General features: G+C 72.4%; 11 protein-coding genes. 3 read left to right on the forward strand and 8 right to left on the reverse strand.

Annotated elements, in window-relative coordinates; genetic code table 11:
* Window positions 1-16: 16 nt before the first annotated feature.
* Genes ABEB28_RS18255 through ABEB28_RS18275 form a run of 5 tightly spaced genes read right to left on the reverse strand, consistent with a single transcriptional unit; the run spans window position 17 to window position 15,495 of the window.
* Window positions 17-1,249, reverse strand: coding sequence for a glycosyltransferase family 4 protein (locus tag ABEB28_RS18255; protein ID WP_345729324.1), 1,233 nt, complete (start codon window positions 1,247-1,249; stop codon window positions 17-19).
* Window positions 1,246-1,596, reverse strand: a complete 351-nt coding sequence (locus ABEB28_RS18260; RefSeq protein WP_345729325.1) for a phosphopantetheine-binding protein — start codon at window positions 1,594-1,596, stop codon at window positions 1,246-1,248. The genes ABEB28_RS18255 and ABEB28_RS18260 overlap by 4 nt, the downstream gene beginning before the upstream one ends.
* Window positions 1,596-1,796: an MbtH family protein gene (locus ABEB28_RS18265; RefSeq protein ID WP_345729326.1), complete on the reverse strand. Its 201-nt coding sequence runs from the start codon at window positions 1,794-1,796 to the stop codon at window positions 1,596-1,598. The genes ABEB28_RS18260 and ABEB28_RS18265 overlap by 1 nt, the downstream gene beginning before the upstream one ends.
* Window positions 1,793-7,336: a non-ribosomal peptide synthetase/MFS transporter gene (locus ABEB28_RS18270; protein ID WP_345729327.1), complete on the reverse strand. Its 5,544-nt coding sequence runs from the start codon at window positions 7,334-7,336 to the stop codon at window positions 1,793-1,795. Before ABEB28_RS18270 ends, ABEB28_RS18265 begins: the two co-directional genes overlap by 4 nt.
* Complete coding sequence (locus ABEB28_RS18275; RefSeq protein ID WP_345729328.1) at window positions 7,333-15,495, reverse strand: amino acid adenylation domain-containing protein; 8,163 nt, start codon at window positions 15,493-15,495, stop codon at window positions 7,333-7,335. The genes ABEB28_RS18270 and ABEB28_RS18275 overlap by 4 nt, the downstream gene beginning before the upstream one ends.
* Window positions 15,496-15,726: 231 nt before the next feature.
* Here ABEB28_RS18275 and ABEB28_RS18280 point away from each other — a divergent pair, with 231 nt between their 5' ends.
* Entirely contained in the window at window positions 15,727-16,989 is a 1,263-nt protein-coding gene (locus tag ABEB28_RS18280) for a glycosyltransferase (protein ID WP_345729329.1), read from the forward strand.
* A 25-nt stretch (window positions 16,990-17,014) separates the two neighbouring features.
* On the opposite strand, the gene ABEB28_RS18285 is transcribed toward ABEB28_RS18280, so the two are convergent.
* Window positions 17,015-17,902: an alpha/beta fold hydrolase gene (locus ABEB28_RS18285; protein ID WP_345729330.1), complete on the reverse strand. Its 888-nt coding sequence runs from the start codon at window positions 17,900-17,902 to the stop codon at window positions 17,015-17,017.
* Window positions 17,903-18,061: 159 nt separating this feature from the next.
* On the opposite strand from ABEB28_RS18285, the gene ABEB28_RS18290 reads away from it, so the two are divergent.
* Window positions 18,062-18,808, forward strand: coding sequence for a beta-phosphoglucomutase family hydrolase (locus tag ABEB28_RS18290; protein ID WP_345729331.1), 747 nt, complete (start codon window positions 18,062-18,064; stop codon window positions 18,806-18,808).
* Window positions 18,805-21,168 carry a glycoside hydrolase family 65 protein gene (locus ABEB28_RS18295; RefSeq protein WP_345729332.1) on the forward strand — a complete coding sequence of 788 codons (2,364 nt, stop codon included), beginning with the start codon at window positions 18,805-18,807 and terminating at the stop codon, window positions 21,166-21,168. Before ABEB28_RS18290 ends, ABEB28_RS18295 begins: the two co-directional genes overlap by 4 nt.
* 14 nt (window positions 21,169-21,182) lie before the next feature.
* Here the strand turns inward: ABEB28_RS18295 and ABEB28_RS18300 are convergent, their stop codons facing one another.
* Both ABEB28_RS18300 and ABEB28_RS18305 read right to left on the reverse strand, forming a co-directional pair.
* Window positions 21,183-21,785, reverse strand: coding sequence for a response regulator transcription factor (locus ABEB28_RS18300; protein WP_345729333.1), 603 nt, complete (start codon window positions 21,783-21,785; stop codon window positions 21,183-21,185).
* Window positions 21,782-22,927, reverse strand: a complete 1,146-nt coding sequence (locus ABEB28_RS18305; RefSeq protein WP_345729334.1) for a sensor histidine kinase — start codon at window positions 22,925-22,927, stop codon at window positions 21,782-21,784. The genes ABEB28_RS18300 and ABEB28_RS18305 overlap by 4 nt, the downstream gene beginning before the upstream one ends.
* Between the last annotated feature and the right edge of the window lie 78 nt (window positions 22,928-23,005).

Consider the following 23,005-nt stretch of genomic DNA (forward strand, 5'->3'; position numbering starts at 1 on the left):
CGCAGGTCGTCGTCGCTCACGTCCGCGCCCTTCGCCGTGCGAGCACCGCCGCCAGCGCCCGCTGACGGGAAGGGCTGAGCGCGGCGCCCTCCGCCGAGGGCGCGGCCGGCGACAGGCCGTCCAGATACCGTTCCAGCGCTCCGGCGTCGAGGCCGCCGACGAATTCCGCGGCCGCCTGCCTCCCCTGCTCCGCCAGCTCCGTGTAGTGCGACGGGTCGTCCAGGAGCCGCCGTAACGCGCTCCGCCAGGGAGTGATGTCCTGCGGAGGCACGATCGGCCGCGGATAGGCCTCGTCGGCGCGTTGGGGCCGGTACTCCCGGATGTGCTCGACCGGGAGGAGGTAGGGCACGCCGAGCTTCGCCTCGCGGAGCCCGCCCACGTCGCTGGCGAGCACCGGCACGCCGTGCAGCATCGCCTCGACGGCGGTGTACCCGAACGTCTCGTCCCACAGCGACGGCATCAGCAGGATTCGCGTCCGCGCCAGCAGATCGGCGATGTCGTCCACCGGCTCGGCGAGCGCGATGTTGGGCCTGCGGGCCAGCTCGGCCTCCTCGGACGGCTCGGTTCCCCAGGTCGGGACCGCCAGGAAATCCACCTCCGGCTCGGCGTCGGCGAGCTCCAGCAGGATGCCCAGGCCCTTGAAACCGCACGGGTTGACGAGGGTGACCGCGCCGCGGTCCGGACGGCCGAGTCCCGGGTGCGGTCCACGGCCGTACACCGCGGGGTGTATCACCGTCGCGTCCAGGCCGCCCCACCGGTGTGCGTACTCCGCCGCGGTCCGGCTCACGGCCACCACCCCGGCGCAGCGCTGCACCAGCCGCATTCCGGAGCCGCCGGGGTAGAAGGACCGCGGCCCGAACGGGAGCTGCTGGAGCGTGTGCAGCAGGTAGACGACCCGCCCGGGGGTCGCGCGCAGGGCGGTGCCGAGCATCAGCAGGCCGGGGTCGTCGGAGGGCACCAGGGTCCAGTCGGGTCGCTCGGCGGCGGCCACCCGCGCGACGTGGGCCGCCAGGCCGGCGGCGGAGGCGACCGCGTGCACCTCCACACCGCGATGGGTGAACGTCAGGACGCCGTCGACCAGCCGCGATTCCGGCAGCGACTCGATCGAGGACCCGTGCAACGGGGTGACCGCGACGCAGCGGTGCCCCGCGGCCGCGAGGTCCTCCAGCAGGATCCGGTTGGATTTGGTGGCGCCCCCGTGGCCGGGCAGGTACCGCATGTTCTGCGCCAGCAGGATCCGCATCGTCATTCGTTCTCGGCCAGGAGAGCCGCCAGTTCGTCCTCGGACATCCGGTCCAGTTCCGCGAGCGCCAGCGCGAGTTCGTCGGCGTCGGCGGCCTCCAGCCGGGCGGCGGTCACGACCCTCGCCACGGCCGCGATCGTCAGGTCCGTTTCGAACAGGGCGTCGATCGGGAGCTCCAGGCCCAACTCCTCCTGCACCGTCGCCAGGAACCGGACCAGCGTCAACGACTGACCACCCAGCGCGAAGAAGTCGTCCTGCACCGACGTCGGCGCCAGACCCAGGCCGATCCAGATCCGCGCGACCGCCGCCTCGGTGGCGTCGGCGCCCTCCGGTACTCCCGCTGTCGTCGTCATCAGGCCTCCCCTCGGGTACGCGCACTCAACGGGCGCATGTCGGTCCACACGGCGTCGATGTGATCCAGGCACTGCTGCCGGGCACCGACCGTGCCCTCCGCCCGCCAGCCGGCCGGGCGCTCCTCGTCGCATGGCCAGATCGAGTACTGCTCCTCGTCGTTGACGACGACCTGGTACTCCCGCTCCACCGGCTCGCTCACTGGGTCAGCTCCTTCTCGATCCGGCTCGGTTCCGGCCTTCCGGCCGTCGTGTCGTTCGTTCGGACGCCTCGCCGGCCGCGTACCTTCGCCGCCCGCACCTCCGCCCCGATGAGGTCGTCGGGCACCGCGTCGGGCACCCGGTCGTCGAACCGGGCGAGGCTGGGCAGGCGCAGCGAGACCACTACCTGGACGACCATCGCCGCGGACAGAAGCAGGAACAGCAGCGCGGTCCCCCGGCCCGGTCCGACGCCGATGAGCGCACCGACGCTGCCGGCCAGCGCGCCGTCGGGCGCCATCAGCGGCTCCAGCAACTGGCTCCCGAGCGGCGCCACGACCGCGTAGCCGATCGGGATCGTGGAGAACGCGATCACCGTGTTGACGGCGAACACCCGGCCGTGGAACCGCTGGGGAACCTTGACCTGCACGACCGTGGTGTAGACGCCGTTGGCCAGGGTGAGCCCGAACGACATCCCGAACGCGCCGACCGCGACCAGCCACTCGGAAACGCGCAGACCGGGGACCGCGCTGAACAGCGCGAGCACGAGCACCACCAGCAGCATTCCGCGCACCCGAGCATGCCGGGGGCCACCCCAGATGCTCATCAGCAAGCCGCCGAGGATCGCGCCGAGACCGCCGGCCATGCTGGTGCGAGCCACCGCGTCCAGATCGGAGAAGGACAGCACCAGCGGCGAGAGCAGGAGGAACAGCGGTGTCATGAACAGGTTCAGCACGGCGAAGAAGAGCAGGACCGGGCGGAGGCCGCCGTCGCCCAGGGAGTACCGCCAGCCGCCGACGACCTCCTGCCAGAACGTCTCCCGCCGAACCCACGCCATCGTCTTCGGGAACTGGACGCAGAGCAGCACCGCGATCGCGCAGGCGTAACTCACCACGTCGATGACGAGGATCCCGGCCAGACCGATCGTCGCGATCAGACCTGCTGCTGCCAGCGGCACCAGGAACTGGCCGGCGCCGAAGCTCATCTGCACGATGCCGTTGGCGTGCCCCAGGTAGCGCTTCGGCACGAGCTGGGGCACGGCGGAGGCGAACGCGAGCCGCTGGAACGTCAGCGCCACCGAGAGCGTCACCAGCATCACGTAGATGGGTACGGGCCCGAGGTTGCCGGTCAGCGCGAGGCCCAGCAGCACGGCCTGGCTGCTACCGGCGGCGAGATCAGCCAGCAGCATCACCCGCCGCCGGTCGTAGCGGTCGACGACCGCACCGGCGAACGGGGCGACGAGCATCCCGGGGACCAGGCCGAGTACCGCGAACGTCGCTAACTTCAGCAGGGATCCGGTCTCCAGATAGATCCAGAGCGGGATCGCGAACTCGCTCAACGCGGAGCCGACGATCGACAGCAGCTGGCCGGCCGCGACCGTTCCGAAGCGCCGCAGGCTCGGTTCCGGCCCGGTTTCCCCGGACGGCGTGCCGCCTACCGGTGGGGTGTCGTCCGGGGTGTCCGCGAGCGCCATGGTCGAACGCCCGGCGACGGCCCAGCCGCCATCGGCAGCACCGATCTGCTCGTCGGTGCGGTGCACGGTGGTCACGATGTCGGCGAGCTCGGCGGCCCGGTACTTGAGGAAGAAGTGACCGCCCTCGTCCAGGACGACCAGCGTCGCCGTCCCGGTCAGGAAGTGCCACTCGCGGTACCGCTCCTGGTAGAACTCCGTCTGGGGATCCTGGTTGCCCACCACCGAGACGATCGGTGCCCGCAGCGGAGCGGTCCGCGCGGTGAACAACGCGGTGAAGTACTCCTCCGCCACCTCGGACGCCTTGCGCATGTTCGCGACGATCACGTCCGCCTCGGCCGGATCCAGCTCCGTCATGTCGACGCCCATCGACCGCAGCCAGTTCTCGTAGATCCGGTTGCCGACCAGCGCCTCGCGTCCGGCGATCTTCGACAGCAGCGACAGCAGCCGACCGGTCGGGCGGGCGAACGGGAACACGGCGCCGATGTAGACCGCGTCGACGGTCCGCCCGGCCGCCTCCAATCGCCGGGTCAGCTCGACGGCGAGGGACGAGCCGACTCCGCAGTGCCCGTAGACCACGACCGGCCCCTCGATCCGCTCGATCACCTCGGCGGCGCAGCGGGCGGCCAGCTCGTCGAAGGGCAGCGGGTCCTCGCGCAACCCGATGTCCTGCCCCGGGATCGCCACCGAGTACAGCGACCAGCCGGTCGGCAGGACGTCCGCCAGCGGCTGGTAAACGACGGCAGACCCACCGCCGTACGGGACACAGACCAGCGTCGCCACGCGTTGGTCGGTCGGGACGGGGCGGGTGAGCTCGTTGAGCAACCGGCGCGGCCCCCGTGTCCGCGCCGGTTGCTCAACGAGAGCTGCGAGGTCCCGGATCGTGCGATGGGTGAACAAGTCGAGGACCGAGACACCGGCGTCGGACGTCCGGCGCAGCCGGGCCGCCACCTGGGTGGCGATCAACGAGTGGCCGCCCAGGTCGAAGAAGTCGTCGTCGATGCCGACGGTCTCGACGCCGAGCAGCTCGCGCCAGAGGCCGGCGATCAGCCGCTCGGTTTCGGTCCGCGGCTCGACCAGCGCCGTGGACGCGTCCCGCCGGACGACCGGGGCCGGGAGCGCCCGCCGGTCGAGCTTGCCGCTCGGGCTCAGCGGCAGGGCAGGCACCTCCACGAAGGCGTTCGGCACGAAGTAGTCGGGCAGCGTGCTCCGCAGCGCGGTTCGCAACGCCGCCTCGTCGAGAGCCTCGGTCACCAGGTAACCGACCAGGCGCTTGTCTCCGGGCGCGTCCTCCCGGACGACCACCGCGGCATCCCGCACACCGGGTTGCCGTCGCAGCTCCGCCTCGATCTCGCCGAGCTCGATCCGCAGTCCTCGGAGCTTGACCTGGCTGTCCATCCGGCCGAGGAAGTCCAGCGTTCCGTCCGGCCGCCACCGGGCCAGGTCACCGGTGGCGTACATCCGCGAGCCGGGCGGGCCGTAGGGGTCGGGCCGGAACCGCTCCGCGGTGAGCGCGGGGCGGTGCAGATATCCGGTGGCGAGGCCGACACCGGCGAGAAAGAGCTGACCGGGCACGCCGACCGGCACCGGCCGCAACCGGTCGTCCAACACGTACAGAGCCAGGTTCTGGATCGGGGTGCCGATCGGGACCCGCGCCAGGCCGGTCAACGCGTCGGCCGTGCACTGCCAGGACGTGACGTCGATGGCCGCCTCGGTGGGCCCGTACAGGTTGTGCAGCTCCGCGGGCACCGTGGCGAGGCAGCGGCGGGCCAGGTCGACCGGCAGCTCCTCACCGCTGCAGATCACCCGCCGCAGCGACGTGCAGCCGGAGACCCCGTCGGCGGCGAGGAAGACAGCGAGCATCGACGGAACGAAATGCAGCGTCGTGACGCCTTCGGCGCGCACCAGATCACGCAGGTACTCGGCGTCCTTGTGGCCGCCGGGCTTGGCCAGGACCAACCGGGCACCGGCCAGCAACGGCCAGAAGAACTCCCACACCGACACGTCGAAGCTCGCCGGGGTCTTCTGCAGCACGACGTCGTCGGCGCCCAGCCGGTACGTGCGCTGCATCCAGTCCAGCCGGTTGACGATTCCCCGGTGGGTGTTCGGAACGCCTTTCGGCCTGCCGGTCGAGCCGGAGGTGTAGATGACGTAGGCGGCGTCGCCGGGTACGGGGCCCGGCCGGGGTGCCGACGGCGGGCCGGGCTCGGCTGCCTCGTCCAGCAGGACCGTGGACGCCGCGGAGAAGAGGGCCGCGAACTTCCGCTGGGTGAGGACGACGGAGGCGGCGCTGTCGGCGAGCATGAACTCCAGCCGCTGCGCCGGGTACTCGGGGTCGAGCGGCACGTACGCGGCTCCGGTCTTGAGCACCGCGTACAGCGCGACGACCAGCTCCGGCGAGCGCTCGGCACAGACCGCCACCAGATCACCCGGCCCGACGCCCAGCCGGCCCGCCAGCGCGGTGGCGCGCTCGTCCAGGTCGGCGTAGGTGAGGTGGGTGTCCTCGAACGTCACGGCGATCGCCGCGGGATCGCGGCGCACCGCCTCGGCGATCAACGACGGCAGCGTGGCGTCGCTCGGTACCTCGACGTGGACCGGCGGGGCGACCAGAGCGGCCCGCTCCGCCTCGGTGACCAGCTCGATCTCCGACAGCCGCCGGTGCGGGTCGCCGAGCCCGGCGTCGAGCAAGCGTTGCAGGTGTCCGGCGAGACGCTCGACGGTGCCGGCCTGGAACAGATCGGTGTTGTAGACGAACGTCGCCCACAGGTGCCCGGCGTCCTCCTTGACGTAGATCTCGAGGTCGAACCGGGTCGCGGTGACCGGAGCCGGCCAGTGGCCGAAGGTGATCCCGGTGGGTGCCCGGCCGCCGTGTTCGGCGTAGTTCTGCACCGCGAACAGCACCTGGAACAGCGGCGAGCGGCTCACGTCCCGCGGCACGTTCAGCGCCTGGACCAGCTGCTCGAACGGAAGTTCCGCGTGGGCGAACGCGTCCAGGCACGTCTCCTTGGTGCGGTCGACCAGCTCGGCGAACGTCGGGTCGCCGTCGAGCGAGGCGCGCAGCGTCAGTGTGTTCACGAACATCCCGATCAGCTTTTCCAGCTCACCGTGAGCACGGCCCGCCACCGGTGATCCGACGGCGAAGTCGGACTGCCCGCTGTACCGGCCCAGCACCGCGTGGACGGCGGCGAGCAGAACCATGTAGGGAGTCGCGCCGCGCTCCTCCGCCAGGCACGCCACGCCGGCCTGCACGTCGGCACCGAGGTCGAGTGTGTACTCGGCGCCGGCGAACGTCTGCCGAGCGGGGCGGGGGTGGTCGATCGGCAGCTCCAACGGCTCGAGCCCGGCGATCGCGCCCCGCCAGTAGGCGACGTCGGCGTCCTTCTCCGGTCCGGCCATCCGCTCCCGCTGCCACGCCGCGTAGTCCCGGTAGCGCACGGGCAGGTCGGCCAGGTCGGGGGGCGAGCCGTTCCGGGCCGCGTCGTAGAGCGCCGACATCTCGTTGACGAACAGGTCCATGGACCAGCCGTCGGTGACGATGTGGTGAATGGCCAGCACGAACAGGTGGTCGTCGGCGGCCAAGCGGAGAAGGAGCGGCCGCACCAGCGGGCCGCTGGCCAGGTTGAACGCCTGGGTGACGTGGGCGGTGATCAGCGCTTGCGCGTCGTCGGCGGAGACCTCGACGACGTCGATGTCGAGCGCGGAGGCCGTCGACGAGGGTTCGACCGTGAGCACCGGACGGCCGTCCCCGGCGTCGCGGATCCGGCTGCGGAGCGTCTCGTGCCGGGCCACCACGCCGCGCACCGCGGCGACCAGCGCGGACCGGTCCAGCAGGCCGCGCACCCGCAGCACCACGGGGATCGTGTACGCGCCGCTGCCAGGGCTCAGCTGCTCCAGGAACCACAGCCGCTCCTGCGCGAACGACAGCTGCGGGGACTCGTCGCCCGCGCGCACGGGAATCGCCACGGTGGCGGTGTGCCGCCCGCGGAGCCGTCGTTCGAGCAGAGCACGCTTCGCCGGGGACAGCGCGGCCCGGGACGCAGCAGCCCGGGACCCTGCGTCGGACGTCGTCGTCATCGCGTCGGCCTCTCGTCGGCGGCGGGCAGGGTCTCGTCGGCGAGCAGTGCCGCCGCCTCGACGTCGGAGAGGTCGGCGAGATCGGCGAGCAGCGCCTCCTCGACCGCGGCGGCGAACTGCTCCAGCACCGGGTACTGGAACACCGCACGCAGCGGTACGCGCACTCCCGCCGCGCCGCGTAACCGGGCGAGCATCTTCATCGCCAGTAGCGAGTGCCCGCCTCCGGCGAAGAAGTCGGCGTAGAGCCCGACCCGATCCAGGCCGAGCACGTCCGCCCAGACCTCGGCGACCAGCTCCTCCGCGGCCGTCCGCGGCGCGACGTACGGCGCCGGGCGCGAGGGAGTCGCCCGTGGCAGGGGTAGCGGGGGTGGCGCGGCCGACCCGCGGCCGGCCACCGTGGACAGCGGCGCGTCGGGATCGGTGAGCAGGGCGGTCAGCAGCGCGCCGAAGCGGTCCGCCACCCGCCGGACGGTGTCCCGCTCGAACAGCTCGGTGCGGTACCCGAAGACCAACCGCAGCCCGGAGCGCGTCCGCCAGGCGTCGAGGCTGAGGTCGAACTTGACCTGGCGGTGCTCGCCGTCGAAGAACTCGGCGTGGACACCGGGCAGGACCTCGGTTCCGGCGGCCTCCTCGGTGTGCAGGACGAACATGGTCTGGAACAGCGGTGTGCGGCTCAGGTCCCGGGGGACGTCGAGCGCTCCGAGGAGCCGGTCGAACGGGACGTCCTGGTGTGCGTAGGCCTCGAGCGCGACGTCCCGGGTCCGGGCCAGCAGCCGCCGGAACGTCGGGTCGCCGGACAGGTCACCCCGGAGCGCCAGCGTGTTGACGAAGAAGCCGATCAGGTCGGCCACCTCCACACGGGGCCGGTTCTCGATCGGCGACCCGACGCAGATGTCGTCGTGGCCGGTCAGCTGCGCGAGCAGCACCTGGTACGCCGCGAGCAGCACCATGAACGGGGTGCCGGTCGTCTCGGCGGCGAGGCGTTGCACGCTGCGGGACACCGCAGCGGGCAGGTCGAGCACCAGGAAGTCGCCCGCCGACCCCGGCACCGGCGGGCGCGGGCGGTCGGTCGGCAGGTCCAGCGGACGCACGTCGGCGAGCTGCCGCCGCCAGTACGCCAACGAGTCGCCCGCCGGCTGGACTCGCTGCCACAGCGCGTAGTCCGCGTACTGCACGGGCAGGTCGGGTAGCTCGGGTTCGAACCCCGAGGCGAGGGCGGCGTAGGCCCGGTGCACCTCGGCGACGAGCAGCCCCGCCGATCGGCCGTCACCGGCGATGTGGTGGACGACGACGGCCAGCACGTGGTCGTCGTCGGAGAGCCGGACCAACCCGGCGCGGATCAGCGGTCCGGTGGCGAGGTCGAACGGCGCGTTCGTCCACCCGGCGACGATCCGCCGGGCCTCCGCCTCGCCATCGCCGTCGGCCCGGACGAGCTCGACTCCGGTCGGCGGCAGGACTTCTTGAACCGGCTCGCCGTCGAACTCGAGGAACCGGGTCCGGAGCGCCTCGTGCCGGTTCACGACCACTCCGAGTGCGCCTTCGAGGAGGTCGGGATCGACCGGGCCGCGCAGTCGGTACGCCAGGTAGATGTTGTAGGAGGCATCGTCCGGATCGAGCTGCTGCAGGAACCACAGCCGCTCCTGGCCGAGGGAGAGAGGGACCGGACCGGCGTCGGCCGGACGGGCGAGAACGGGCCGGTCCACCGCGCCCGGCCGGGCCCGCAGCCGGTCGATCACCGTGGCCAGGCCGGCGACCGTGGGCGCACTGAACAGGTGCCGGACCGTCAGGGCGCAGTCGGCAGCGGTGCACAGTCGGGCGATCGCGCTGATGGCAAGCAGCGAGTGGCCGCCGAGCGCGAAGAAGTTGTCGTGCACCCCGATGCGGTCCGGACCGAGGACGGCGGCCCACACCTGGGCGACCAGTTCCTCGGTCGGCGTGCGCGGCGCCACGAAGTCCGTGGCCGACCGGGTCTCCGGAGCGGGCAGAGCGCGACGGTCCACCTTGCCGCTGGTGGTCAGCGGGATCTCGTCGAGGACCACAAGGTGTGCCGGAACGAGGAAGGAGGGCAGCCGCTCGGCCAGTCCGGCGCGCAGGTCCGCCGGGCGCAGGTCGCCGGGCGCACCCTGGTCGGCCCGCTCGCCGGTCACGTAGCCGACGAGGGTCCGGTGGCCCGCCGCATCCGTCCGGGGAACCACCACCGCCCGGCGAACCCCGGGCTGCGCGGTCAGCGCCGCCTCGACCTCCCCCAGTTCCACGCGGTAACCGCGGATCTTCACCTGGTCGTCGAGTCGGCCGAGGAACTCCAGCTGGCCGTCGGCCCGCCAGCGCACCCGATCGCCGGTGCGGTACATGCGGGCTCCGGGCCGCCCGAAAGGGTCGGGCCGGAAACGGTCCGCGGTGAGCCCGGGGCGCCCGAGGTAGCCGCGGGCCAGGCCGGCGCCAGCGATCCACAGCTCCCCCGGCACCCCGGTCGGCGCCAGCGTGCCCCGGTCGTCGAGGACGTAGAGCCGGGTCCGCCCGATCGGCCGGCCGATCGGCGGCTGTCCCTCGACGTCGCGTTCACCGAGGGCGGCGGCGGTGGCGATGACCGTGGTCTCGGTCGGGCCGTACGTGTTGAGTACTTCGACCCGGTCGCCGACCCGGTGCCGCCAAGTGGCGAGCGCGTCGGCGTGCACCTGGTCCGCGCCGAGAATCAGCAGCCGCAGCCCGGCCGGGATCGGAACCTGGTCGAGCGTGGCCACCAGCTCGTGCCAGTAGGGAGTAGGAAGGTCGAGCACGGTGATGTCGGCGCCGCCCAGTAACTCGGGAAGATCCCGACCGGGTGGGAGGAGCACCAGCCGCGCCCCCGAGGCGAGCGCCGGCCACACCTCCTCGACGTGGGTGTCGAAGCTGACCGAGGCGAACTGCACCACCCGATCGGCCGGGGTCAACGCGTACCGGCTGCGCATCCACGCCACCCGGGCGGCCAGCGCGTGGCGGGACACGGCGACGCCTTTCGGCGTCCCGGTCGAGCCAGAGGTGTAGATGACGTACGCCGTCGCACCGGAGGACGGTGGAACGGTCGACCCGGGCTCGGAGGTGCGGTCGTCCACGCACACCAGGTGTTCCACCGGCGGCAGCTGCCCGGCCCGTCGGGCTTCGGTGACCAGGACGGTGGCGCCGCTGTCGCGCAGCAGGAACTCGATCCGTGCGCGCGGGTACCCGACGTCGATCGGCACGTACGCGCCGCCGGCCTTGAGCACCGCGAGCAGCGTCACGATCAGATCCGCGGTCCGCGGCAGTGCCACGGCGACCGGGACCTCGGCCTCGACGCCGAGCGTCCGCAGGCGGGCTGCGAGCCCGTCGGCCCGCTGATCGAGCTCCGCGTAGGTGAGTTCGTGCTCCCCGTCGAGGACCGCGATCGCGTCCGGCCGGGCCAGTGTCCGGGCGGCGACCAGCGCCACGACGTCCTCGGCCGGGCCGTCCGCCGGGCCTTCGCCGAGAGCCAGCAGCCGGGAGCGCTCCGCCGCCGGTATCAGATCCAGGGTGGACAGTGGTCGGTCCGGCCCGGCGACCGCGGCTCGCAGCAAGTCTTCCAGCCGTTCGGCCAGGCCGGCGACGGTCGAGGAGTCGAACAGGTCGGTCCGGTAGTTGATCGAGAGCTCGAGGCCGGTCGGCTCCCGCCAGAGCTCCGCCAGCAGGTCGAACTTCGCCTGGGCGACGCCGTCGGCGAAGAGCTCGGCCCGGACGCCCGGCAGCACGTCGGTGCCCGCGCTGTCCTCGGTGTGCAAGATCAGCATCGTTTGGAAGATCGGCGAGTAGCCGGCGTCGCGCGGCAGGTTCCAGGCGGCGGCCAGCCGCTCGAACGGAATGCGCGGATGGGCGTACGCGGCGAGCGCGGTCTCCCGGGTCCGGCTCAGTAGCTCACCGAAGCTCGGATCGTCGGCCAGGTCGGCCCGCAACGCCAGCGTGTGGGTGAACATCCCGATGAGCGGCGCGAGCTCGGGCCGGGCTCGGTCGGAGATCGACGTGCCGACGCAGAGGTCGGTCTGCCCGCTCAGCCGGGACAGCAACGCCTGGTATCCCGCCAGCAGCACCATGAACAGCGTGCACCGGTGTGCGGTGGCCAGTCGTTCGAGCGCCTCGGTGAGCTCGGCCGGCAGGGAGCGGCGCACGAACGCACCGCGGGAGCTGGGCGTCGACGGCCGCGGTCGATCGGTCGGCACGTCCAGCACCGGCACGCCGGCGAGCTGGTCCTGCCAGTACGCCAGCGCCTCGTCCTCTCCGGCGCGAACCACGTCGCGTTCCCAGACCGCGAAGTCGGAGTACTGGACCGGCAGGTCGGGAAGCGCCCCTACGGCGTATGCGGCGCGGATCTCGTCGACGAGGATCCGCAACGACTGGCCGTCGCCCCCGATGTGGTGCACGACCAGGCACCAGACGTGGTCGTCGGGGCCCAGCCGGATGAGGCCCGCCCGGACCAGCGGCCCACGCGCCAGGTCGAACGGGGTGTTCGTCCATCCGGCCACGACCCGGCAGGCCTCCTCGGCGCCGGATGCGTCCACCCGCTCCAGCGGCACCCGCGCTGGCGGCAGCACCTCCTGCACCGGCTCGCCCTCCCCGAGCACGAACCGGGTGCGCAGTGCCTCGTGGCGATCGACCACTTCGTTGAGCGCCCGCTCCAGGGCATCCGAGTCGATCCGACCGTGCAGCCGGTAGGCCAGCGGCATGTTGTAGGAGGCGTCCGCGGGATCGAGCTGGTGCAGGAACCACAGCTGCTCCTGCCCGCGGGAGAGCGGCGCCGGACCGGCGGTTCCGGACCGGACGGTCACCGGCGGCAGGGGCACGACGGCCGATCCCGCGTCGAGCGCGGCGGCCAGGTCGGCGACGACGGGGTGGGCGAAGAGCGACGCGACGCCGACCTCGCGGTCGAGCCGGCCCGACAGCCGGGCAGCGATCGCCATCGCGAGCAGCGAGTGGCCACCGAGCAGCAGGAAGTCGTCGGTCGCGCCGACCCGCTCGCGGCCGAGGACGTCCCGGAACACCTCCGCGACGACCTCCTCGGTGGGTGTCCGCGGCGGCCGGTAGTCGTCGGCAGGCTCGGCACCGACCTCGGGCGTCGGCAGCGCAGCGCGGTCGAGCTTGCCGTTGGGCGTCAGCGGCAACCGCTCCAGGGCGACGTACCGGCGCGGCAGCAGGTAGTCGGGCAGGGCCCCCGCCAGTCCGGTGCGCAGGCCGGCCGGGTCCCACGGCACGCCGGGGGCCGGTACGACGTAGGCGACCAGGTGTCGTTCCCCGGTCACGTCCCCGCCGACGGCGACCGCGGCCTCGGCGACGCCGTGGATCCCGGCCAGGTGGTTCTCGATCTCGCCGAGCTCGACGCGGTGTCCGTTCAGCTTCACCTGGTCGTCGGTCCGACCGAGGAAGACGAGTTGCCCGTCGCCGCGCCAGCGGGCCAGGTCGCCGGTGCGGTACAGCCGTGCGCCGGGTGGGCCTTCGGGGTCCGGCCGGAACTTGTCGGCGGTCAGTGCCGGGCGGTCGAGGTACCCACGGGCCACTCCGAGGCCCGCGATCCACAGCTCGCCGGGCGCCCCGATCGGCACCGGGCGTCCGTCCGGAGCGCGCAGATCGACCCGGGTGTTGGCGAGCGGCGTGCCGATCACCACGTCGACGACGTCCGTGGGCACCTCCCACGCGCAGGACCACACCGTGGTCTCGGTCGGTCCGTAGACGTTGACCAGCCGACCGACTCGGGACCGCAGCTGCCGGGCGAGCGCAGGCGGCAGTGCCTCGCCACCCGCCAGGGCGGTCACCTCCGGGTCGTCGAATCCGCCGGCGAGGAGGAGCCGCCACCGCGACGGCGTGGTCTGGACGTGGGTGACGCCGGTGCGGCGGATCAGGTCCGTGAGCGCGACGCCGTCCCGGGCCGCCGCCTCGTCCGCCACGACGAGCCGCGCTCCGGACGCCAGCGGCAGGTAGAGCTCGAGCGCCGCGATGTCGAACGCGAGCGAGGTCACCGCCAGCCACCGGTCGGCCGGGCCGGCGCCCAGCCGACGCGCGAAATCGGCGATCAGGTTGCCCAGCGCCCGGTGCTCCACGGCGACGCCCTTGGGCCGTCCGGTGGAGCCCGAGGTGTAGAGGACGTAGGCGACGTCGTCGGGAGCGGCCACGATCGCTTCGTCGTGGGGGCGCTCGGCGTCCGGCTCGTCGACGAGGAGCACCGTGGCCCCGGTCGTCGGCAGGCGATCGTGCAGCGCGCTCTCGGTCACCAGCACCGCGGCTCGGCAATCGGCGAGCACGAAGGCCTGACGCTCGGCCGGGTACTCCGGATCGATCGGTACGTACGCTCCTCCCGCACGCCACACCGCCAACGTGGCGACCACCATTCGGGGCGAGCGCTCCAGACAGACCGCCACGAGCGTGCCGCGACGGCAGCCGGCCGCGCGCAGCCGCGCGGCCAGGGCGTCCACTTCCCGGCCCAGGTCGCCGTAGGTCAGCTCGGCCCCCGTGCCGATCACGGCCATCCGGTCCGGCGTCGTTCGCATCCGCTCGGCGATGAGTTCGGCCCCCGTGCCGATCACGGCCATCCGGTCCGGCGTCGTTCGCATCCGCTCGGCGATGAGTTCGGCCACGCCTGCCGTCGGCACCGGACGCGCGGTGTCGTTCCACCGGCGCAGCGTCTCCCGGTCCCCCAGCGTGGGAAGGGCGGCCGTCGCCAGAAGGACGCCCGGCTCGTCGGCCAGGACGTCGACCAGCGTCCGGTACGTGTCGGCGAACCGTTCGACCGCCCCGGGTTCCGCTGCCCCCGGTGGGTAGCGGAACGTCAGGTCGGTGCTTCCGCCGGGCAGCGGCGTCGCCTCGACAGTGAGGTCGAGGGCGTCCGCGCCGACTTCGTGGTGCCACACCGTGGTCGCCAGTCCGGGCCAGGCGCCCTCGTCGGCCCGGTGCCGATGGACGTGGAGTGCGACCTGGAAGAGCGGGTGAGCACCGCCGCGGCGGATCGTCGCGGTCCGCGCGACCACCTCGTCGAACGGCACTTCGTGGGCGAATGCCTCCAGCACCGTGGTGCGCACGCGCTGCACCACGTCGACGAAGGTCTCCGCGCCGTCGAGATCGGTCCGCAGCACCAGCGGGTTGAGGAAGCAGCCGACCAGCGGCTCCAGCTCCGTCCGGGTCCGGCCGGCCGAGACCGTCCCCACGGTGATGTCGTTCGACTGCGTGTACCGGCCGAGGACCACCGTGAGCACCGCGAGAAGGGTGACGAACGGCGTGGGGTTCCCGCTGATCGCGCGCAGCCGGTCCAGTCGGCCCGACGCCAGGCGCAGGCGCACGCTCTCGGTACCACCGCCCGCCGGTCGGAGCAGGAACGGCAGGTTCAGTTCGGCGGGCGGGGTGGCGAGCCGGTTCCGCCAGTACTCCGCGTTCGACGTCGACGGGGCCTGGTCGGCGAGCCAGGACGCGTAGTCCGCGTACTCGACTCCCGACGCCTCCGGAATCCTCGTCGTCGCACCGACCGCCCTCGCGTACCCGGCCGCGAGATCACGCAGCACGATGTCGACGGACTGTTCGTCGAAGGCGATGTGGTGGCCGGCGAAGAGCAGGACGTGGTCGTCGTCGCCGAGGCGGCAGAGCGTCACCCGGAACAGTGGGCCCCGGGCCAGGTCGAACCGTTCGGCAGCGGCGGCAGCGGTGACCTCCCCGGCACGCGCCTCGCGGTCGTCGACGGGCAGATCGGTGAGGTCGACGACGTCGAGCCGCGCCTCGGTCGTCGGCAGCACGAATTGGTGGGGCGCACCGCCCACGACCTGGTAGCGGGTCCGCATCGACTCGTGGCGGGCCACCACCTCGGACAGCGCCGTGCGCAGCGCCTCGGGTCGGAGGGCGCCGCGCAGCCGGAGGCCGAACGTCGCGTTCGGCACCACCACCCGCCCGGACTCGACCTGGTCGGCGAGCCACATCCGCGTCTGCGCGGGTGTGCACGGGAACGCGCGCCCGTCCCGGGGCAGGACGGGGATGGCTGACACCCCGTGGTCGCCACGGTCGCGGGCGGCGAGGAGGGCCGCCAGGGCCGCACGCCGCCGCGGATCCAGTCCGGCGAGGCGGTCGGCGCCGGATCCGGCGCCCGGACCGGCACTCAGGTGGGGGTCGGCGGGTAACGAGCCGACGACAGGGAGAGCCATGAACGTAACCCCCGAAACGTCATCGCGATTGTCTGGATGTGTTGCGGATCGACAGTGCGGGAAGGCTCGATGAGCCGCCGGGTCTCATGAGAGCGCTTTCAGACGTGGCGAACGGTACTAACCGTGCTACGTAGCGTCAAGAGTTGAGTTAACCCGTTCGTCATCTCCCGGCGAGCCGTCCAGACCGGACTAGTCATTGAGGACGCGCACCGTCCTGTGGATACTCGGCCGATGGCGGTCATCCTGTTGGTCACCCACGGCACCGCCGGCGACGTGCTGCCGTTCGTCCGCATCGGCTCGGCGCTCGCCGCCCGTGGCCACGACGTCAGCCTGCTGACCCACGCGCCCTACGCCGAGCAGGTGTGCAGCGCGGGACTCGCGTTCGTGCCGATCGACACGGAGTCGGCCTACCGCGACAGCCAGGCGCGATCGCGGGATCTGCTCGACGTCCGAAGCCCGGCCGACCTCCGCCGGTACTACGACGAGAGGGGACTGTTCAGACAGCTGCGCGACGAGGTAGCGTCGCTGACGGCCCGGCACCGTCCGGGTCGGACGGTGCTGGTCGGGCGGCACACGTCGGCGCTGTCCGTCCTGATCGCCGGGGAGGCCCTCGGCGCACCCACGGTGTCCATCGCGGTGGCACCGATCCAGCTGCTCGTCGCACCGGTCGCCGCGCTCCACCTCGCGCGTGGGCTCGCCGACGGCATCGACGCGGTGCGCGCCGAGCACGGGCTGCTCCCGCGGAACGATTGGCTGCGCTGGCTCGGCTCGGCCGACCGAACTCTGGGCCTGTGGACGCGCTGGTTCGACGAGGCGGGAACACGCGCGCCGGGCGGCGTCGATCTGGTCGGTTTTGTCACCGGCGACGACAGCGACGAGCAACTGCCGCCCGAGGTAGCAACTCTCCTCGCCGCGGAACGGGCTCCGATCCTGGTCACCGGTGGCACCGGCGCGATGCTGCACCCCCGGTTCTACGCCGTGGCACTCGACGCGATCACGGCGACGGGTCGCGATGCCGTCGTGGTCGCACCGGACCGGACCATGCTCCCGGAGCGCTTACCGCCCGGAACCCACTGGCATCCCCGATTGCCGTTCCCGAGGCTGATCCCCGAGGTCGGTGCGCTTCTGCACCACGGCGGCATCGGGACGGCGGTCAGGGCGCTGCGATCCGGCACACCGCAGGTCATCATGGCCCACGGCGCCGACCGCCCGGACAACGCCGAACGCCTCGCGAGCCACCGGCTGGGCCGATGGCTGGACGCCGCCCGCTGGTCGGCGGAGGCCGTCGCCGGCCAGCTCGCCGAGGCCCTGGCCGACCACGACTACGCCGAGCGTGCCGACGAGGTGACCCGCCAGGACCCGGCCAGCGGTAGCGAGTCCGCCGCCGACCTGATCGAGGCGACGCTGACCGGACCGAACCGGCAGCCTTCGACGTCGGTTCGCGACCTCTCCGCCGAACAGCGGCGACTACTGCTGCGTCGGCTCCGCCGCTGACCGTGCCGGGCGTTGGGGAGTGGATTCAGGGATTGCTGCGCTCGGCACGCCAGCGCGCGGCCAAGGCGGCGATCTCCTCGGCGATCGGCTGCTGCAGTGCGTCCGGGAGATCGTGGCCCATCCCGGGGTAGGTCACCAGCCGGGCCCCGGCCACGGCGGCCGCGGTAGCGCGGCCGCCGGACGGGCGGACGAGGAGGTCGGCCTCGCCGTGCACGACCAGCGTGGGCGCGCGCACGCCGGCCAGCAGCGGCCGTCGGTCCGGCGAGGAGATGATCGCGGCGAGTTGACGCCGTACACCGGCGTTGTCGTGTGCCCGGTCGAAGGACTGTCGGGCCATCTCCCGCAGCCACGGCTCGTTCCGGGCGTAGGCCGGGGAGCCGATCGTCCGGAACACCCGGACGACGTGCCGAGCTGCACCCTCCCGAGTCCTGCCCCGGCCGCCGAGCAGTGCCGGCAGCAGGCGTGGGTGGGCGCCACCGATCCGGACGTCGGGGGTGGAGGAGATCGAGGTCAAGGTACGCACGCGGTCCGGATGGAGGCCGGCGAGCGTCTGCGCGATCATCCCCCCGAGCGACACCCCCACGACGTGGGCGCTCGACCACCCGAGCGCGTCCAGGACGCCCACCGCGTCGTCGGCCATGTCCGCGACGCGGTAGCCGCGCCAGCGGCGGCTCACGAATACCAGCGGCGACGGCGTCCCCAGCCCGTGGAGATGGGTGGAGAGTCCGACGTCGCGATTGTCGAACCGCGCCACCTGAAATCCCCGGTCGACCAGCAGCTGCCGGAAGTGGTCCGGCCAGAACAGCATCTGCAGACCCAGACCCATGATCAGTAGTACCGGCTCGTCCGCCGGTCGCCCCTCGACGTCGTACGCGATCTCGACCCCGGCTCGCCGTGCCCGCTGCAGCGTCATATCTCCAGGGTGCGCCGGTCCGTCGTCACCGGAGGCCCGGTTCGGACAGAAGCCCGGCCGGCGGACGCCGGCCCTCGCCCGAGGGGCGCGCACCGGCGCGCCGCGACTCGCCACGACCGCGGCACCACCGAACGAGCGCGGCCTCGCTAGCGTGGCGGCATGCACTCGCCGACGACACTCGGACTTCCCGCACGAGCCCGGGGCTGCCTCTTCGATTTGGACGGTGTGGTGACGCGGACCGCCGCGCAACACGCCAAGGCTTGGAAGACGACGTTCGACCAGTTCCTCGCCGAGTACGGGAACGGCCAACAGCCGTTCGACGTCGACACCGATTACGTACGGTACGTGGACGGGCGGAAGCGGCTCGACGGCACGCGGGCGTTCCTCGCGTCCCGGGGTATCACGTTGCCGGAGGGAACGGCGTCCGACACCGCGTCCGCCCACACCGTCCTCGGCCTCTCGAACACGAAGAACGCGCTGGTCCTGCGGCTGATCGACGCCGAAGGCGTCGAGGTGTTCGACGACGCGGTCCGCTACCTGAACGCGGTGCGCGACGCGGGCCTCGCGCGCGCGGTGGTGACGTCGTCGGCGAACGCCGTACAGGTGCTCACCGTCACCGGGCTGATCGACTTCTTCGACGTTCGGGTGGACGCACTCGTCGCCGCCGAGCGCGGTTTGGCGGGTAAGCCCGCTCCGGACACGTTCCTGGCCGGTGCGGAGCTGCTCGACCTGCGCCCGCACGAGGCCGTGGTCTTCGAGGACGCGCTCGCCGGTGTGGAAGCCGGGCGGGCGGGCGATTTCGGCCTGGTCGTCGGCGTCGACCGGGTCGGGCAGGCGGACGAGTTGAAGGCGCACGGCGCCGACGTCGTGGTGACGGCGCTGACCGATCTGCTGGGGTACGCATGACGCGGCCGGGACCGTTCGCCGTCGACCCGTGGGCGATCCGGGAGGAGAGCGTCGACCTCGACCGGCTAGGCATGAGCGAGGCGGTGTTCGCGCTCGCCAACGGTCACATCGGAATGCGCGGCAACCTCGACGAGGGTGACCCGCACGGGATGCCGGGCACGTACCTCAACTCGTTCTGCGAGCTGCGGCCGCTGCCCTACGCCGAGGGTGGTTACGGCTATCCGGAGAGCGGCCAGGCGATCGTCAACGTGACGAACGGCAAGCTGTTCCGCCTCCTCGTGGACGACGAGCCGCTCGACGTCAGGTACGGGAAGACGCTGACCCACGAGCGGGTCCTCGACTTCCGCGCGGGCATCCTCACCCGGCGACTGGACTGGGTCTCCCCAGCGGGCACCGCGATCCGGCTCGAGACCGAGCGGCTGGTCTCGCTGGCCCAGCGGTCGGTCGCGGCGATCTGTTACACGGTGAGCGCCGAGACACCGGTGCAACTCGTGGTCCAGTCCGAGTTGTTCGCGAACGAGGAGTTGCCGCCCAGCGGAAAGGACCCGCGGATCGAGGCAGCACTCGCTCGTCCGCTACGCCCGGAGATCCACACCGCCGAGCCCACCGGCGCGACGCTGCTGCACAGCCTCGACGGCATGGGCCTGCGGATGGCGGCCGCGATGGACCACGAGGTCGACGGCCCGGGCGACGTCGAGATCCGCTCCGACGCCAGTGAGAACATCGGCCGCACGACCGTGATCTGCCGGATCCAGCCCGGCCGTCCGCTGCGGATCATCAAGTACCTGGCGTACGGCTGGTCGTCCCAGCGGTCGCTGCCCGCGCTCAACGACCAGGTACGAGCGGCGCTCAGCGCCGCCCGCTACCGCGGGTGGGAAGGGCTCCGGCAGGAGCAGCGCGCGTACCTGGACGCGTTCTGGGAGAGCGCCGACGTCGAGGTGGAGGGTGACGGCCGGCTGCAGCAGGCCGTCCGCTTCGGGCTGTTCCACGTTCTGCAGGCCGGCGCCAGGGCCGAGGGGCGGGCGATCTCCGCCAAGGGCCTGACCGGTCCCGGCTACGACGGCCACACGTTCTGGGACACCGAGACGTTCGTCCTGCCGATGCTCAGCCACACGCTCCCGGACGCCGCCGCCGACGCCCTGCGGTGGCGGCAGTTGACGCTTCCGCTCGCGGAGGAGCGCGCCGAGATGCTCGGCTTCGCGGGTGCGGCGTTCCCCTGGCGGACGATTCGCGGCCAGGAATGCTCCGGCTACTGGCCCGCCGGGACCGCCGCGCTGCACGTCAACGCCGACATCGCGGACGCCGTGCTGCGGCACGTCGCCGCAACCGGTGACGAGGAGTTCGAGCGTACGGTCGGGATCGAGTTGCTGACCGCGACCGCCCGGCTGTGGCGCTCGGTCGGCCACTACTGCGCCGACGGCGACTTCCGGATCGACGGCGTCACCGGGCCCGACGAGTACAGCGCGCTGGCCGACAACAACCTGTTCACGAACCTGATGGCGCAGCGGAACCTGCGGGGTGCTGCCGACGCCTGCGAGCGGCATCCGGCGGAGGCCGCTGCATTGCGCGTCGACAGCGCGGAGCTCGCGTCCTGGCGTGCGGCGGCCGACGCGATGGCGATTCCCTACGACGAGAAGCGGGGCGTCCACGCGCAGGCGCAAAATTTCACCGAGTACGCCGTCTGGGACTTTGCCGGAACCCGCAGCGACGAGTACCCGCTCCTGCTGCACTTCCCCTATCTGCAGCTCTACCGGATGCAGGTGATCAAGCAGGCCGATCTGGTCCTCGCGATGCAGCTCTGCCCGGAAGCGTTCACGCTCGAGGAGAAGCAGCGGAACTTCGCCTACTACGAGCAGATCACGGTCCGGGACTCGTCGCTCTCGGCGGCGAGCCAGGCGGTGCTGGCCGCCGAGACCGGGCACCTCCGGCTGGCGTACGAGTACCTCTGCGAGACCGCGATGCTCGACCTGCACGACTTGGCCGGTAACACCGACCACGGCCTGCACATCGCCGCGCTGGCCGGCGTGTGGTCCGGGATCGTCCTCGGTTTCGGGGGTCTGCGTCACATGGCGGCGGGGCTCTCGTTCGCCCCTCGCCTACCCGAGGAACTGAACCGGATCACGTTCATGATCCGCTGGCGGGGCAGGCGGCTGCGAACCGAGATCACTCCCAGGGAGGCGCGCTACCGCCTGCTCGACGGCCCGGACCTGGAGTTCCTCCATCACGGCGAGCGACTCGTCGTCGGCGCGTCCGAGGAGGTGACCGCCGCGATCCCACCCGCGCCCACGGTGGAGCCGGTGCGACAGCCGGTCGGGCGGGAGCCGCTGATCCGGCGTCTGGGGGATTTCGGTACCGCCTGAGCGCTGGATCGTAGTCAGATCCACCCTTGTTGCCACGCGTGATGGGCGGCCGCGTGCCGGGTCGGCAACTGCAGCTTGGTCATCGCGGCCGACAGGTAGTTGCGGACCGTGCCCGGCGCCAGGTGGACGGCGGCGGCGATCTCGTTCACCGAGGCACCGGTGCGCGCGGCCCGCAGCACCTCCAGCTCGCGGTCGGTGAGCGGGCAGTCGTCCTCGGTCAGGGCGGAGGCGGCGATGTCGGGGTCGACGTAACGTCGGCCACCGGCAACGTCCCGAATGATCTCGGCGAGCCGGGCAGCGGAGGTGGTCTTCGGCACGAACCCGCGGACACCCACGGCCAGCGCGCGCCGGAGAACGGCGGGACGCGCGTGGCGGGTCACCAGGACGATCTGCGTCGGCAACCCGGCGCGGATCTCCTCCGCCGCGCGCAGACCGTCGGTCGGCGGCATCTCCAGGTCGAGCACCGCGATGTCCGGCCGGAGCTCCCGCGCCAGCCGCACCGCGTCGGTCGAGGTGGACGCCGTGGCGACGACCTCCAGGTCCTCCTCCAGCGCGAGCAGTGCGGTCAGCGCGCTACGCAGGAGGTCCTCGTCGTCGGCGAGCAGCAGGCGGATCATCGGCTACTCCCGGGTATCGAGGCGCTCACCGTGAACCGATCATCGGTGCGGGTCCATTCGAGCACCCCACCGCCGGCTTCCAGCCGCTCGGCGAGTGCCCGCAGACCGGTGCCCTCGGTGTCGGGGCCCGGCCCGGCGCCGTCGTTGCTCACCCGGAGACAGGCGGTCCCGGACGACACCCGGTACTCGATCGACGCCTCCCGTGCGGTGCTGTGGCGCAGCACGTTCGTGGCTGCCTCCCGCATCACCAGCCCGAGCAGGTGCCGGGCGGCCTCCGGGATCGTGGCCGGCTCCAGCGTCGTCCGGGCGTCGATGCCGGCCGATGCCAGCACCCGGGTCGCGTTCGTGATCTCGTCGTCCAGGCTCGTGCGCCGGTAGCCCCGCACCACTGCGCGGGTATCACGCAGCGCGTCGGCCGCCAGCTGCCGGACCTCCCCCATCTCGGCGACGGCCCGCTGCGGGTCGGTCTCGACCAGCCGGGCCGCCAGCTCGCTCTTCAACGCGATCACCTGGAGATGATGACCCTGGATGTCGTGCAACTCGGCGGCGAACCGCAGCCGTTCGTCCTTGACCGCCAGCTCCGCCGATATCCGTCGGGCCTCCTCCAGCCGTCCGGCGATGTCCCAGGCCCAGAGCGGGCCCAGGACCGCCCAGCTGACGAACGCGGTCATGCCGGGCGGGAACAGCGTCGCGTAGAGCAGCCGGCCGTCGTCGGCGAGCAGGCTGACGACACCGCCCGGCACCGCGGCCAGGACCGTTGCTCCCAGGATCAGCCGGCGCCGGGCGCGGGGCTCCAGGTAGGTCGCGACCACCGCGACCATCACCGCCGGGCCGACCGCCCAGAGCCCGTAGTTCCGCAGCGGCAGCGCGCAGGCCGCGAGCACCGCCCCGGCGAGTGCCCCGGCGACCGGCCAACCCGCGGGCAACCGGATCCGCTCGCCGGCCCGCAGCCGCAGCGTGAGCAGCACCAGCACGGCCGCCACCTCGACGACCAGCGCTCCGGCGCTGAACAGCCGCGCCGGCGCCGGGACGTCCCCGTCGAGCACCCACTCACCGGTGAACAGGATCAACACGATCGCGTTGCTGCCCGGCACCACCCACCAGGTGTACCGGCGGAAGCCGTCCAGACCGGTCTCGTTCACCCCGCCATTCTCCCAGCGGGCCGCTGACCAGGCGCAGTGTCATCCGTCCGGTCGTCGCATGACAGATGTCATTCGGAG

Origin of the sequence: Cryptosporangium minutisporangium, from assembly GCF_039536245.1 — a bacterium.
Classification (GTDB): Bacteria; Actinomycetota; Actinomycetes; order Mycobacteriales; family Cryptosporangiaceae; genus Cryptosporangium; species Cryptosporangium minutisporangium.

Excerpts from the sequence above, each read along its gene's own strand:
- ABEB28_RS18255 (WP_345729324.1), bottom strand. The coding sequence starts at position 1,249 with ATGACGATGCGGATCCTGCTGGCGCAGAACATGCGGTACCTGCCCGGC.
- ABEB28_RS18260 (WP_345729325.1), bottom strand. The coding sequence starts at position 1,596 with ATGACGACGACAGCGGGAGTACCGGAGGGCGCCGACGCCACCGAGGCG.
- ABEB28_RS18270 (WP_345729327.1), bottom strand. The coding sequence starts at position 7,336 with ATGACGACGACGTCCGACGCAGGGTCCCGGGCTGCTGCGTCCCGGGCC.
- ABEB28_RS18275 (WP_345729328.1), bottom strand. The coding sequence starts at position 15,495 with ATGGCTCTCCCTGTCGTCGGCTCGTTACCCGCCGACCCCCACCTGAGT.
- ABEB28_RS18280 (WP_345729329.1), top strand. The coding sequence starts at position 15,727 with ATGGCGGTCATCCTGTTGGTCACCCACGGCACCGCCGGCGACGTGCTG.
- ABEB28_RS18285 (WP_345729330.1), bottom strand. The coding sequence starts at position 17,902 with ATGACGCTGCAGCGGGCACGGCGAGCCGGGGTCGAGATCGCGTACGAC.
- ABEB28_RS18290 (WP_345729331.1), top strand. The coding sequence starts at position 18,062 with ATGCACTCGCCGACGACACTCGGACTTCCCGCACGAGCCCGGGGCTGC.
- ABEB28_RS18295 (WP_345729332.1), top strand. The coding sequence starts at position 18,805 with ATGACGCGGCCGGGACCGTTCGCCGTCGACCCGTGGGCGATCCGGGAG.
- ABEB28_RS18300 (WP_345729333.1), bottom strand. The coding sequence starts at position 21,785 with ATGATCCGCCTGCTGCTCGCCGACGACGAGGACCTCCTGCGTAGCGCG.